This window comes from Pantoea sp. (assembly GCF_032114055.1).
Lineage (GTDB): Bacteria > Pseudomonadota > Gammaproteobacteria > Enterobacterales > Enterobacteriaceae > Pantoea.
This window is the reverse complement of record NZ_DAMCTB010000001.1, coordinates 412,851-426,711: the sequence shown is the minus strand read 5'-3', so window position 1 is coordinate 426,711 and position 13,861 is coordinate 412,851. Positions and strand designations below refer to the sequence as shown.

11 protein-coding genes are annotated in these 13,861 nt (G+C 57.3%); 8 read left to right on the top strand and 3 right to left on the bottom strand.

What is annotated here, in order from left to right:
• The first annotated feature begins 113 nt into the window (after nucleotides 1-113).
• The 3 genes from RT657_RS02005 (at nucleotide 114) to RT657_RS01995 (ending at nucleotide 3,597) form a co-directional block, all read left to right on the top strand.
• Entirely contained in the window at nucleotides 114-1,181 is a 1,068-nt protein-coding gene (locus RT657_RS02005; RefSeq protein ID WP_313652065.1) for an ABC transporter permease, read from the top strand.
• Nucleotides 1,182-1,192: 11 nt separating this feature from the next.
• A complete protein-coding gene (locus RT657_RS02000; protein WP_313652063.1) occupies nucleotides 1,193-1,990 on the top strand; it encodes an SDR family oxidoreductase in 798 nt (265 codons plus the stop codon).
• Nucleotides 1,991-2,163: 173 nt separating this feature from the next.
• Nucleotides 2,164-3,597, top strand: coding sequence for a YchO/YchP family invasin (locus tag RT657_RS01995; RefSeq protein ID WP_313652061.1), 1,434 nt, complete (start codon nucleotides 2,164-2,166; stop codon nucleotides 3,595-3,597).
• Between the two features lie 142 nt (nucleotides 3,598-3,739).
• Here RT657_RS01995 and RT657_RS01990 read toward each other — a convergent pair whose 3' ends face one another.
• Both RT657_RS01990 and RT657_RS01985 read right to left on the bottom strand, forming a co-directional pair.
• Nucleotides 3,740-3,940 carry a hypothetical protein gene (locus RT657_RS01990; protein ID WP_313652059.1) on the bottom strand — a complete coding sequence of 67 codons (201 nt, stop codon included), beginning with the start codon at nucleotides 3,938-3,940 and terminating at the stop codon, nucleotides 3,740-3,742.
• 87 nt (nucleotides 3,941-4,027) lie between these two features.
• Nucleotides 4,028-4,510 carry a MarR family transcriptional regulator gene (locus tag RT657_RS01985; protein ID WP_313652056.1) on the bottom strand — a complete coding sequence of 161 codons (483 nt, stop codon included), beginning with the start codon at nucleotides 4,508-4,510 and terminating at the stop codon, nucleotides 4,028-4,030.
• A gap of 669 nt (nucleotides 4,511-5,179) precedes the next feature.
• Between RT657_RS01985 and RT657_RS01980 the strand changes: the two genes are divergently transcribed.
• The gene (locus RT657_RS01980; RefSeq protein ID WP_313652053.1) at nucleotides 5,180-6,751 is read left to right on the top strand and encodes a bifunctional diguanylate cyclase/phosphodiesterase; all 1,572 of its coding nucleotides are present in this window, start codon (nucleotides 5,180-5,182) and stop codon (nucleotides 6,749-6,751) included.
• Nucleotides 6,752-6,800: 49 nt separating this feature from the next.
• Here RT657_RS01980 and RT657_RS01975 read toward each other — a convergent pair whose 3' ends face one another.
• Entirely contained in the window at nucleotides 6,801-7,874 is a 1,074-nt protein-coding gene (locus RT657_RS01975; protein ID WP_313652051.1) for a porin, read from the bottom strand.
• Between the two features lie 923 nt (nucleotides 7,875-8,797).
• On the opposite strand from RT657_RS01975, the gene RT657_RS01970 reads away from it, so the two are divergent.
• From RT657_RS01970 to astB, 4 genes are read left to right on the top strand one after another with little or no spacing between them, the layout of a single operon-like run.
• Nucleotides 8,798-10,018, top strand: a complete 1,221-nt coding sequence (locus RT657_RS01970) for an aspartate aminotransferase family protein (protein ID WP_313652048.1) — start codon at nucleotides 8,798-8,800, stop codon at nucleotides 10,016-10,018.
• Entirely contained in the window at nucleotides 10,015-11,046 is a 1,032-nt protein-coding gene (astA, locus tag RT657_RS01965; RefSeq protein WP_313652046.1) for an arginine N-succinyltransferase, read from the top strand. The genes RT657_RS01970 and astA overlap by 4 nt, the downstream gene beginning before the upstream one ends.
• Entirely contained in the window at nucleotides 11,043-12,509 is a 1,467-nt protein-coding gene (gene astD / locus RT657_RS01960) for a succinylglutamate-semialdehyde dehydrogenase (RefSeq protein WP_313652044.1), read from the top strand. The genes astA and astD overlap by 4 nt, the downstream gene beginning before the upstream one ends.
• Nucleotides 12,506-13,834, top strand: coding sequence for an N-succinylarginine dihydrolase (gene astB / locus RT657_RS01955; RefSeq protein WP_313652042.1), 1,329 nt, complete (start codon nucleotides 12,506-12,508; stop codon nucleotides 13,832-13,834). The genes astD and astB overlap by 4 nt, the downstream gene beginning before the upstream one ends.
• Nucleotides 13,835-13,861 lie beyond the last annotated feature (27 nt).

Genomic DNA, 13,861 nt, shown 5'->3' with positions numbered 1-13,861 from the left:
CTCACCATCCTTCTGTATTGCGTGTACGTCGGGTTGTTATGCACTGTCCGTGCCCGGACTGTCAGCAACCCTTTTGCCTGGTGGGCCAGGCGCTAAGCTGGCCGGAGAATGTCATGAATCAACACTATCTGCTCTATATGTATCTGCTCAAGGCACGCACCTTTATTGCATTGCTGATTGTGATCGCTTTTTTCAGCGTGATGGTGCCGAACTTTCTGACCCCCTCAAACCTGCTGATCATGACGCAGCATGTGGCCATCACTGGCCTGCTGGCGATTGGTATGACGCTGGTAATTCTGACCGGCGGGATCGATCTCTCGGTCGGCGCAGTCGCCGGCATCTGCGGCATGGTCGCGGGTGCGCTCCTGACCAATGGTATTCCACTGTGGGGGGGTAACACGCTGTTTCTCAATGTGCCCGAAGTGATTCTGGTGGTCGCGATCTTTGGCGTGCTGGTGGGGCTGATTAACGGCACTGTAATTACCCGACTGGGTGTGGCGCCCTTTATCTGTACGCTGGGCATGATGTATGTGGCGCGCGGTGCGGCCCTGCTGTTCAATGACGGCGGCACTTATGCCAACCTGGTCGGGCTACCGGCGCTGGGCAACACGGGATTTGCCGTGCTGGGTGCCGGCACCGTGCTGGGCGTTTATCTGCCGATCTGGCTGATGATCGGCTTCCTGCTGCTGGGTCTCTATCTGACGCGAAAAACACCACTGGGACGCTATATCTATGCCATTGGTGGCAATGAGTCCGCCGCGCGACTGGCGGGCGTGCCGATTATCAAGGTGAAGATCTTTGTTTACGCCTTTTCCGGCCTCTGTGCCGGCCTGGTCGGGCTGGTGGTGGCCTCTCAGCTACAGACCGCACATCCGATGACCGGCAATATGTTTGAGATGGACGCCATTGGCGCTACCGTTCTGGGCGGCACGGCCCTGGCGGGTGGACGCGGACGGGTGTCGGGCTCGATCATCGGCGCGTTTGTCATCGTCTTCCTGGCGGATGGCATGGTGATGATGGGGGTCAGCGACTTCTGGCAGATGGTGATCAAAGGTCTGGTGATCGTGACAGCGGTGGTGATCGACCAGTTCCAGCAACGTCTGCAAAGCAAAGTGGTGCTGTTGCGTCGCCATGAAAGAAAGCAGCAGGCGGTTCCCCTTACTGATGTCCGTCACAGTTAACAGGAGCGATTATGAGCCACGAACAACCTGGAAAAATCGTCGTGATTACCGGTGCCTGCCGGGGTATCGGTGCCGGTATTGCGGCGCGCTTTGCCCGCGATGGGGCGAAGCTGGTAATGGTGTCGAATGATGAGCGGGTCTTCAGCACCGCCAGCCAGCTTCAGCAGCATTATGGCAGTGAGATACTGGCCCTGCAGGCCGATATCACGGATGAAGCCGCCGTGCAGCAGCTCTATCAGCAGGCCTTTGCACGCTTTGGCCGCATCGACGTGTCGATACAGAATGCTGGCGTTATCACTATTGATCGTTTTGACACGATGCCGAAAAGCGATTTTGAACGCATCCTGGCGGTGAATACTACCGGCGTCTGGCTCTGCTGCCGTGAGGCGGCGAAGTATATGGTGCAGCAGCGCAGCGGCAGCCTGATCAACACCTCATCCGGTCAGGGGCGGCAGGGCTTTATCTACACGCCGCACTACGCCGCCAGCAAAATGGGGGTGATCGGCATTACCCAGAGTCTGGCGCTGGAGCTGGCGCCGTGGAGCATCACGGTCAACGCTTTCTGTCCGGGCATCATTGAGAGCGAGATGTGGGACTATAACGATCGCGTCTGGGGTGAGATCCTCAGTAGCGCGGAGAAAACCTATGGCAAAGGTGAGCTAATGGCGGAATGGGTCAATACTATTCCGCTGAAGCGGGCCGGTCAGCCGGAGGATGTCGCCGGGCTGGTTGCGTTTCTGGCCTCTGATGACGCTCGCTACATCACCGGACAGACAATCAACGTGGATGGCGGATTGATCTTCTCCTGATCCGCAGTGTGAATAGCAGGTCTGCCCACGGGCAGGCCTTTTTTTCTGCCAGACTTTTCTGGTATATGCACAAATAGCTGCTGCTGTCCTGCATCTTCGTCACAATATGTTAAGGTAATAGTCACTATTTCTGACTTTATCTCAGCAACGAACAGAGCAATGTGCCGGGTGACATGATACAGAAAACAGGGGTTTACGCTTTTATTGCGCTGTCGCTGGCTGCTACGCAAAGCGTCTGCGCGATGCAGACTGAAACGCAGGTGTCAGAGACACCTTTTGATGATCCTGCGCGCTACAGTGCGTCGCTGCCAACACTGGGTAGCGTGAGTGACCAGAATGAAGAGTGGAGCAAAAAGCTGGCCGCCATTGCCAAAAGTATCGGAGAGGCAAGTAACAACAGCGATAACGATGTCACTTTTGGCCAGCAGGCGGGTGTCTGGGCCTTTAATCACCTGCGTGATGAAGTAGCCGAGCGGGTTGAGAACGAAGGGCAGTCGCTGCTTTCGCCCTACGGAACCGCGCAGCTGGATCTGAAAGTGGATATGGAGGGTAATTTCACCGGCACCGGCGGGGATCTTTTCAGCGCCCTGGCTGATGAGGAGAGCCTGTTAACGTTCAGCCAGCTGGGGCTGCACGATACCAGTAACGGGCTTGTCGGCAGTGCGGGTCTGGGGCAACGCTGGGAAGCCGGGAACTGGCTGCTGGGCTACAACGGGTTTGTGGATCGGATCTTCAGCAGTGGCCTGCAGCGCGCTTCTGTGGGCACAGAAGCCTGGAGCGATTCGGTGCGGCTCTCTGCTAACTACTATCAGCCACTCTCCGGCTGGAAAAACCTTAGCCGTTCACAGCAGCAGCGCATGGCGCGGGGCTATGACATTACCAGCCAGAGCTATCTGCCTTTTTATCGTCAGCTGGGCGTGTCAGTCAGCTATCAGCAATATCTGGGTGAAAATGTCGATCTGTTTAACAGCGGCAATCGCTATCATAACCCTTCCGCCATGTCCTTTGGCCTCTCTTACACGCCTGTGCCGCTGGTGACGCTCTCCGCGAGCCACAAAACCAGCAGCGCCGGCGAAAGTCAGGACCAGCTGGGGCTGAAACTTAACTACCGGTTCGGCGTGGCGCTGAGCCGTCAGCTTGATGCCGGTAACGTCGCCGAAGCCCACTCGCTGCGCGGCAGCCGCTACGATACCGTGACCCGCAATAATACGCCGGTGCTCGCTTTCCGCCAGCGCAAAACGCTATCGGTCTTTCTGGCGACGCCGCCCTGGCAGTTAAGCAGCGGCGAGAGCCTGCCGCTGAAGCTGCAGGTGCGCGCCAGCAACGCTATCAGAGCGGTCAGCTGGCAGGGCGACACTCAGGTGCTGAGCCTGACGCCACCAGCCAACAACGCTGACCCGCAGGGCTGGAGCGTCATCCTGCCGCAATGGGATCCGTCGCCGGACGCCAGCAACGAATATCGCCTGTCGGTGACCCTGGAGGACAGTAAGCAGCAGCGGGTGACCTCTAACTGGATCACGCTGAAGGTTGAGCCACCGATGGCAATGGGTGACGCGCTGCAGAACGATCGCTTTAATCTGATGGCTCCCACCGGAACCGCGCTGTAGGCGCGGACTTGGCGCGGAGAGGCACAAAAGTAAGCAGGGTGCCGAGGGAGATGGGCGTAATGACAGAAACGAGCAGCCGGGCCGGATGAGCATTCCGCCGCGCGGCTTTGCAGGTGCGCCAAGGCTGCCCGCCCGCCGGGAATCAGTTTACCAGGCTTTTCACAATATGAATGGCTCTGGCGTAAAGCTCCCTCTGGCCATTAACGGACTGCGCTTCCTTATTTTTCAGAAAGGCGATGATATCCTGTATGCCTGCTGTCTGACCTGACTTCAGCAGGCTGGAGACCGCGTGTCCGACAACCGCATGGATATCATCCATATCTACCGGTTTATGGGTACTCAAAAGAAACTCCAGGGCAAAGGTTCTGCTGAACAGTCTCTGAACAGAGTCGCCTCAGGCGATTCGGCCCGACCAGATCATCAGCCATTCTCATGGCAACGCCTTAAGCAGCTTTTCGCGCAGTACAGCGACCCGGGCTGTCAGTTCACCCAGCTCACTGCAGGCGGTATCCATCACGGAAACCATATCTGCCGGTACACCCGCCGCCGCGACACGGAGCTGGTGGCCCTGTTCCGTCAGCGAGATGATCACCCGGCGTTCATCCTTTCCGGTGTCACGCTGACGGCAGAGAGTACCGGCGCGCTCAAGCCGTCTCAGAAGCTGACTGAGTGTGCCGGAATCGAGCCTGACGCGGGCGCCAATTTCTGACACTGTTAGGTGGTCTTTCTCCCAGAGCACCAGCAGTACCAGATACTGCGGATAGGTCAGCCCCAGCGGCTTCAGTCGCGACTGATAAAGCTTTGTCATCGCGTGTGAGGCGGAATAGAGGGCAAAACAGAGAAATTGGTCGATAGTTTCCGGCGCCGCACCGGCGGAGGGTGTATCAGCGATCCCCACGGTTGCATTATTCATATCATTACTCAATTGAGTCAGGGGCAGAACGGCCAGATTATAAACACTCTTCAGCCGTGAAGTTGTATGCATGTTCCGGGCAGGATTAAGGGTAACCGTATCTCTTTGAAGAGAGAAGATACAAGGCTTTCAGACGCTGAGCTGGCGGCGGGAAATGCCTGCGACGCTGAAACCGACAATAAGAGCGGACAGTATTGAATCAAATTAAATTGATGTCAACCTGACTGGCAGCACCCCCCTGCGCGCAGTCAGCACAATCTGTAAGGCCGCTTCGATTCCCGCTACATTTCAGCCGCTTACCCAGCCGGTTCTGCAAGGCTGACCGTGCAGGATATCCACTGCTTAACGGCAGAGCCCGCGCTTCTCTGTCTGAACTGGCGCCAGAAAGCCTTAGCAGTGCACAAATTTTAGCAGACAGGCCTGTTAATCCGGCCGCCGCTGCCGATAGAACACTCATCGTTACGATTGCAGTACGCCGTACGCGCCAGGCAGCAGAGGATGCTGTCCTGCGCATCGGGACGGGTAAGAACGCATAAATTCTGACAGCAGAATGCGTGAAGGGGTGATTATCGTCGGCCGTTGAGCAGACAATCTATAAAAAAACGCCCCCGGTTTTTACTGAAAAATCAACACAGAATTCTGACACTTTCTGACACCGGGAATGAACGCATGCGCCTGAAACTTTTCTGGCTCGTAGTGCTGAATATTGCGACCATCATTTTGCTCTCCACGCTGTGGGAGTTCGGGCTTGAGGGGTGGCTTTGCAGACTGCTGGGGCTGGGCTATGACACAAATTTTGAAACCAGCGAACGGGTGCGCTTTATCCTGACCTCTTCCAGCTTTGCTCTGCTGGCGATGATTATTCCGGCGCTGCTGATCGCCAGTCTGCTGCGCAACACGCTGAGGGCAAAACAAAATGCGCTCAGGCTGGCTGGCACTGATTCCCTGACAGGATTGATGAACCGCCGTGCGTTCAGTGCGCATCTCGCCGCGCTTGACGCCAGTGGTACGCCTTATACCCTGACACTGCTTAACATCAATGAATTCAAGACAATTAACGAGCTTAACGGCCATCTTCAGGGAGATACCACGCTCATCGCACTGGCGAATCTGCTGACCGCATTCGCCGGCATGGAAAGCCAGGTTTTCCGCATCGGCGGGGATGAGTTTGCTCTTGTCACGGCCAATGCTGCGCCTGAACAGGCGTCTGCGGCCGCCGCAAAGCTTTGTCAGCGTGCGAGCGCGATCCGGACCAGCGCGCACACCTGCCTCAGTCTCTCTGCGGGTATTGCCAGCTCAGCCTGCACAGAACAGGCTGATGTGGTCCGGGCTGCCGATCTGGCACTGTACGAGGCCAGGCGCGATAAGCACACTCACCTGGCGCAATTTTCACCGGACATGGAGCAGCGATTTCTTCAGCGGGAGAGGATGGAGCAGGAGGTCGTGGCCGCCATCAGAGGTCAGGCCATAGTTCCCTTTCTGCAACCGCTGGTGTCGTTGCGCACCGGCAACATTACCGGCTTTGAGATCCTGGCGCGCTGGATCACCGCATCAGGTCAGTCGGTCTCTCCCGCTGAGTTTCTGCCGGTAGTGGAACGGCTGGGGCTGATGGACAGCCTGACCGTGGCGCTGCTGCAGAATGCGGTCAGTGCCACCCGGTCATGGCCAGCCGGGCTTTGTCTGTCGCTGAATATCACGCCGGAGCAGTTGCTAAGACCGGCGCTGACCGCCTGCCTTTCCCGCATTATGCAGCACGCCGGGCCGGTCATGCTCGAACTGGAGATCACCGAACAGAATGTCATGGCGATCTCCGACGATGCCCGTCAGGCGATTCGCCTGCTGAAGGAGGATGGCATCGGGGTTGTTCTGGATGATTTTGGTACGGGTTACTCAAACCTCTCTGTTCTGCTGGGGCTGGGCATTACCAAAATCAAGATTGACCAGTCGTTTATCGCGGGCATCGTGACCGGGGTCGAGCAGCGAAAAGTGGTTGAGATGCTGCTGGGGCTCTGTCAGGGGCTGAATGTGATCATAACAGCCGAAGGTATTGAGGATGTGGCGACGCTGAGGTGGCTGAGAAAGCGCGGCTGTAACTACGGTCAGGGCTACCTCTTCAGCCGCCCGGTGCCTGCCGGACAGGCCACCACGCTGCTGGCCTCCGCGAATATGGAGGAGCTGATGCAGGAGTCTGTCACCGTGAGTTTAGTCAGGTCGGCGGGCGAAAGGCCACCTGCTGCGTAACCCCTGCATCAGACAGGCCCGGTAAACAGAACCGGACCCGCTTTTCACATCAGAACTGATAAATCAGGCCCAGTGCGGTGATGTCGTCGGTCGCCAGACCGAGCGGGTTACTCTTTTTCAGCAGGTTAATGCGGTATTCACCATACACCGACATATTCTTGTTGAAGTAGTAAGTTGCCCCGACCGCGGTGTATTTAATGATGTCAGCGTCGCCGATATTTTCGATCTCTTTGCCTTTCGATGAGACATAGCCGACCGAAGGGCGGAAACCGTTCAGGAACTGATATTGCGCCACCGCTTCGAAATTCTGCGCTTTATTCGCGAAGCCGCCAGTCACCGGCGTGGCGTTCAGGGTTTCACCGTACATTGCCGCCAGGTAGATCTGGTTCGCATCATATTTCGCCGAGGTCGCCCAGTGCTGCGCTTTTTCGCCTTCACCGCGCGCAGCACGGTTCTGCGTTGTGGTGCGATCCAGGCTGGCAAACGCGCCAGCAAAACTCAGGCCGAAATCGAAATCGTAAGAGGCGGAGAGGGCAAAGCCATCGCCGTTGGAGCGACGGACACCATCCACGTTGCTGCTGCGATCGTTTTTGCCCTGATACTGCGCGGCCAGATTTAAGCCCTGCACCAGACCAAAGAAGTCGCTGTTACGCCAGGTCAGCACACCGGTCGAGCGGCCAGAGAGAAACGCATCGGTATAACCGGAGTCGCCGCCGAAGAACGGCAGCATATCGGTGTAGCTCAGCACGTCATAAACCAGGCCGTAGTTACGACCGTAGTCCAGTGAGCCCGCTTCGCCGAACTTCAGGCCCGCATAGCCCAGACGGGTACGGTTGCCGGTCTGCGCGTCACTGCCTTCAGAGTTGCGCAGGCTGTACTGGTACTGCCAGAAGCCATACCCGGTCAGCTGCTCGCTGATTTTCGTTTCACCCTTGAAACCCAGGCGGGAATAGGAGGAGGTATCACCGTCATTTTTAACATCGTCAGAAAAGAGGTGGGAGACGTTGATTTTACCGACCAGATCCAGCTTATTGCCATCCTTGTTATAAATCTCTGCTGCCTGAGCGGAGGCGAGCCCGAGCAGTAACGGCATCACAGCCGCCAGTAAAGTGCGCTTCATCATTTTATTACCCTGTTCTGAATCATTATTATTATCCCCTGATAGGGGCGCAGTGAAAATGACATAGAACCGGTAAATTACAAAGCGTAATATGCGTAACAAAATGTGATTTCTATATTCATTGTGCAGATAAGACTGAGGGAAAAAAGATAACCTGCGCCGGAGATAAGCTTTTCTTCTGGCTGGATTTTTTTAATGATTGATATATATTGCTAAAAATTCAGTGAGTTAACTTGATTTATCAAAAAGAAAGCGATTGGGTTTGTGTGTTTTTAAACCACTTAATTCGCCTGTCAGATTAAATTTTATTTATGATGGGGAATAAAAATTTATGGATTTTATTCTAATCATTAGCCTGCATATTAATATCTGTTCATCTTTTACGGTTAATGATGCCTGCCTGAATAATGACGCTGGAAATAATGGCTATTCATTCTGCCACTCTATTTACGGTCGTATGAAAAACAGTCTTAAATTGTCTCTTAATTAAACAGTGATTGCCGCGTTAGGTGAAAACAGCCTGTTGAATTTTACCGGATCACTGAGTTCAGCCTGCTGAACAGGCGCGATCGCCGCTGCACCATCGCGAAGCAAAACGCGCCAGAACAGGGCGAAAAATGAGTTTTTATGGAGAGATAGTTTATCAGCGATCACAAAAGCGATATTTCATCCCGTATTTGCATAATTCCGCTATTTAAAAACCGGCCGTGGCGCTGCGGTAGGACAATTATTCACTATATATGCAAATTTAGTGAATAGTGACACTGTGTAACTTATTGATATTGCGTTTACGCTTTATTTTTATGCACAAATTCTCTGGCTGGCACGGTAAGTGCAAATTACAGTAGGACAGCATTTCAACATCCCTTAACAATTTTAAAACAAAAGCTTTACCAGACCGGTAAGGCCAGGCAGGAGAATGGGTTATGGCACTGCACGTTTCACGTCACGATTTCGACCAATGGATGATGCCGGTTTATGCGCCTGCGACTTTTATACCGGTTCGCGCAGAAGGCTCGACCGTCTGGGATCAGAACGGCAAAGACTACATCGATTTTGCGGGTGGCATTGCGGTCAATGCGTTAGGACATGCGCATCCGGCACTACAACAGGCGTTGCAGGAGCAGGCAGCACGTCTGTGGCATACCGGTAACGGTTACACCAATGAACCCATTCTCCGTCTGGCGAAACAGCTGATTGATGCCACCTTTGCAGACCGGGTTTTCTTCTGCAACTCCGGCGCGGAAGCGAACGAAGCGGCGCTTAAGCTGGCGCGTAAAGTGGCCCACGACCGTGTCGGCCCGCATAAAAGCGGCATTGTGGCGTTCAAAAACGCGTTTCATGGCCGCACCCTGTTTACCGTCTCAGCGGGCGGTCAGCCTGCCTATTCAAAAGATTTTGCGCCACTGCCGCCTGAGATCCAGCATGCGCCGTTCAACGATCTGGCCGCCGCGGCCGAGCTAATCAATGATCATACCTGTGCCGTGATTGTGGAACCGATTCAGGGTGAAGGGGGCGTACTGCCTGCCGATCCGGCGTTCCTGCGTGGCCTGCGCGAACTCTGTGACAGACATCAGGCCGTACTGATTTTTGATGAGGTGCAGAGTGGTGTCGGTCGCACCGGTTCGCTCTATGCCTACATGCACTATGGCGTCACGCCGGATGTGCTTACCAGCGCCAAGGCCCTGGGCGGTGGCTTCCCGATTGGTGCAATGCTGACACGCGAAGATCTGGCGAGCGTCATGGGTGTTGGCACACACGGCACGACTTACGGCGGCAACCCGCTGGCCGGTGCGGTGGCCGGAAAAGTAATGGAGCTGATTAACCAGCCAGACGTGATGGCGGGCGTTACGCAGCGTCATCAGTGGATTGTCTCGGCACTGAACGAGATCAACCAGCGTCTGAACCTGTTTAAAGAGGTGCGCGGCCTGGGTCTGTTGATCGGTGCCGTTCTGAGTGACGATTTTGCCGGTAAAGCCAAAACGATCAACCTTGCCGCCGCTGAAATGGGCGTGATGGTGCTGATTGCGGGTGCCAGCGTAGTGCGCTTTGCGCCGGCACTGAATATCAGCGAGCAGGAAGTGAAACTGGGCATGGCCCGCTTTGCGGAAACCTGTGAGCGTCTGGTGCGGGAATCCTCATCATGATGGTAATCCGTCCGGTTGAACGCGATGACCTGAGCCAGCTGATGGCACTGGCCGGTAAAACGGGGGGAGGGCTGACCTCGCTGCCCGCTGACAGCGCTACCTTACAGGCGCGTATCGAGCGGTCGCTGCAGACCTGGGAGGGCACGCTGCCACGTGCAGAGCAGGGTTATGTCTTTGTACTGGCCGACAGCGAAGATAACCGCGCCATCGGCATCTGCGCCATTGAGGTGGCGGTCGGCCTGCAGGATCCCTGGTATAACTTCCGGGTCGGCACCCAGGTTCACGCCTCGAAAGAGCTGAATGTCTATGCGGCGCTGCCTACGTTGTCGCTGAGTAACGATCACACCGGCAGCAGTGAGCTTTGCACACTGTTTCTCGATCCCGACTACCGTGACGGCAAAAACGGCTATCTGCTGTCAAAGTCCCGCTTTCTCTTTATGGCCAGCTTCCGTGAACGCTTTACCGACCGCGTGGTGGCCGAAATGCGCGGCGTCAGTGATGAGCATGGCCATTCGCCGTTCTGGGAAAGTGTTGGCAGCCGCTTCTTCTCGATGGAGTTCAGTAAGGCCGATTTCCTGAGCGGCACCGGACAGAAAGCCTTTATCGCCGAGCTGATGCCAAAGCATCCGCTCTACATTGACTACCTGACGCCGGACGCACAGGCGGTCATCGGACAGGTTCATCCGCAGACCGCGCCGGCCCGGGCGGTGCTGGAAGCGGAAGGTTTCCGCTACCTCAACTATGTCGATATCTTTGATGGCGGCCCGACGCTGGAGTGCGATATCGATCATATCCGCGCCGTGCGTAAAAGCCGTCTGCGCCGCGCCGAACGCGGTGAAAACCCGGTGGATGCGCCGCTCTGTCTGGTGGCTAACCAGCATTACCATCAGTTCCGTGTGGCGCTGATTGCGGCAAAGGCCGACGGCAACAGCGTATCTCTGACGGATGAACAGATGCGGGCGCTGCACTGCCAGCCGGGCGACAGCCTGCGCGTGGTCACGCTCTGCAAAGAGGAGAAAACAGCATGACGCACCTGATTAAAGGAGAGTGGCTGGGCGGCGACGCTGAGCTGATGACAAAAGCAGATCCGGTCAGCGGCGAAATGCTGTGGCAGGGCCATGCGGCATCGGCCAGCCAGGTCAGCGTCGCCTGTGAGGCGGCACGTGCCGCCTTTCCGGCGTGGGCCAGACGGCCCCTGGCGGAGCGGCAGGCGATCATCGAACGGTTTGCGGCCGGGCTTGAAGCGCATAAAACGGAGATGGCAGAAACCATTGCCCGTGAAACCGGCAAGCCGCACTGGGAAGCCCTGACGGAAGTGGGCGCGATGATCAACAAAATCGGCTTTTCGGTGAAGGCGTACCATAACCGCACCGGTGAGCACCACGAAGGCGAAAGCTCGCTGCGGCATCGCCCCCATGGCGTGCTGGCGGTGTTTGGCCCCTATAACTTTCCCGGACATCTGCCTAATGGTCATATTGTCCCGGCGCTGCTGGCGGGTAACTGCGTGGTGTTTAAACCCAGTGAGCTCACGCCGCTGACGGCCGAAAAAACCGCAGAACTCTGGCTGGCCGCGGGCCTGCCTGCGGGTGTGCTGGCGCTGTTACAGGGGGGACGGGAAACCGGTCAGGCGCTCGCGACCTGTGACCAGATCGACGGTCTGCTGTTTACCGGTAGCGCGCATACCGGCTATCAGCTGCATCGCCAGTTTGCCGGTCAGCCTGAAAAGATGCTGGCGCTGGAGATGGGCGGCAACAACGCCCTGATCGTGGAGGATCCGGCCGATGTGGATGCGGCGGTCAACATTACGCTGCAGTCCGCCTTTATTACCGCCGGGCAGCGCTGCACCTGCGCGCGTCGTCTGCTGGTGAAACGGGGCGCGGCGGGTGACGCCTTCCTGCAGCGGCTGGTCGAAGTCGCAGGCCGGCTGCAACCGGCCGCCTGGAACGCCGAGCCGCAGCCGTTTATGGGCAGCGTCATCTCCACCGGCGCGGCAGAGAAGATTATGGCTGAGTGGCAGCGGCGGGTGGCGGCGGGGGGCAACGTGTTGCTGGCGATGCGCTGGCCGGATCGTCACAGCGCCATTCTGACGCCAGGCATCATCGACTTAACCGGCGTGCAGGGCATTCCGGATGAAGAGGTCTTTGGTCCGCTGCTTGGCGTGGTGCGCTATGACACCTTCGACGAGGCAATCGCACTGGCAAACCAGACCCGCTACGGGCTTTCGTGCGGATTGATCTCTCCTGAGCGCGCGCAGTTTGACCGGCTGCTGCTTGAAGCTCGTGCCGGGATCGTTAACTGGAACAAACCGCTGACCGGGGCCGCCAGTACCGCGCCGTTTGGCGGGATAGGCGCCTCGGGTAACCATCGCGCCAGCGCCTGGTACGCGGCGGACTACTGCGCCTGGCCGATGGCCTCGCTGGAGACCCCGGATCTGACGCTGCCTGCCACGCTGTCACCGGGACTGGACTTCTCTGCAGAGGGCGACGCATGAAGGCGACTGAAGCCAACTTCGATGGGCTGGTGGGCCTGACTCACCACTATGCCGGGCTGTCATTTGGTAATGAAGCCTCGACCCGCAATCAGTTGCAGCCGTCGAATCCCCGTCTGGCCGCGAAGCAGGGATTGCTGAAGATGAAGGCGCTGGCCGATATGGGTTTTGTGCAGGGAGTGATCCCGCCGCATGAGCGGCCCAATATCGCGGCACTGCGCCAGCTTGGCTTCGGGGGCAGCGATGAGCAGGTGCTGGCCGCAGCCGGAAAGACCGCACCCGGCTTACTCTCTGCGGCCAGCTCGGCCTCCGCGATGTGGGTGGCCAATGCGGCCACGGTATCTCCCTCAGCAGACAGTCTTGATGGCCGTGTTCATCTCACGGTGGCGAATCTCAACAACAAGTTTCACCGTGCGATAGAAGCGCCGGAAACAGCCTCTCTGCTGCGGTCCATTTTCCGCGACGACCGCTACTTCAGCGTGCATGATGCGCTGCCGCAGGTCGCGATGTTTGGCGATGAAGGAGCAGCGAACCACAACCGGCTGGGTGGTGACTACGGTGAGCGCGGCGTTCAGCTGTTCGTCTACGGACGCGACGGCAGCCATGAGGGCAAGGCGCCGCAGCGTTATCCGGCCCGACAGACCCGGGAGGCCAGCGAAGCGGTCGCCCGCCTGCATCAGCTCTCACCCGACAGCGTGCTGTTTGCGCAGCAGAATCCGGCGGTAATCGATCAGGGCGTCTTCCATAACGACGTGATTGCGGTCAGTAACCAGCAGATGCTCTTCTGTCACCAGCACGCCTTTGTGGATCAGCCCGCGCTGCTGGCCCGGCTTCAGGCGCGCGTACCGGGTTTTGTCGCCATGGAGGTGCCGGACAACCGGGTATCGGTGAAAGCGGCGGTGGAAACCTATCTGTTTAACAGTCAGCTTCTGACACATCCCGACGGCAGCATGATGCTGGTGCTGCCAGAAGAGTCCCGTCAGCATGCGGGGGTCTGGCGCTACCTGTGTGAACAGGTTGAGGGGGATACGCCACTCAAAACCCTGAAGGTGTTTGATCTGCGAGAGAGCATGTATAACGGCGGTGGCCCGGCCTGCCTGCGGCTGCGTGTCGTGCTGACCCCCGAGGAGCAGCAGGCGGTAAATCCGGCAGTGCTGATGAACGATCGGCTTTTTACCACGCTGAATGAGTGGGTGGACCGCTACTATCGCGATCGCCTGACCCAGGCTGACCTGAGTGACCCGCAGCTGCTGCGCGAGGGACGTGATGCGCTGGATGCGCTGACGAAACTGCTAGACTTAGGAAATGTGTATGCATTTCAGCAGTGAAGGCAGTGGCGGCAGCGGCCGCCACCC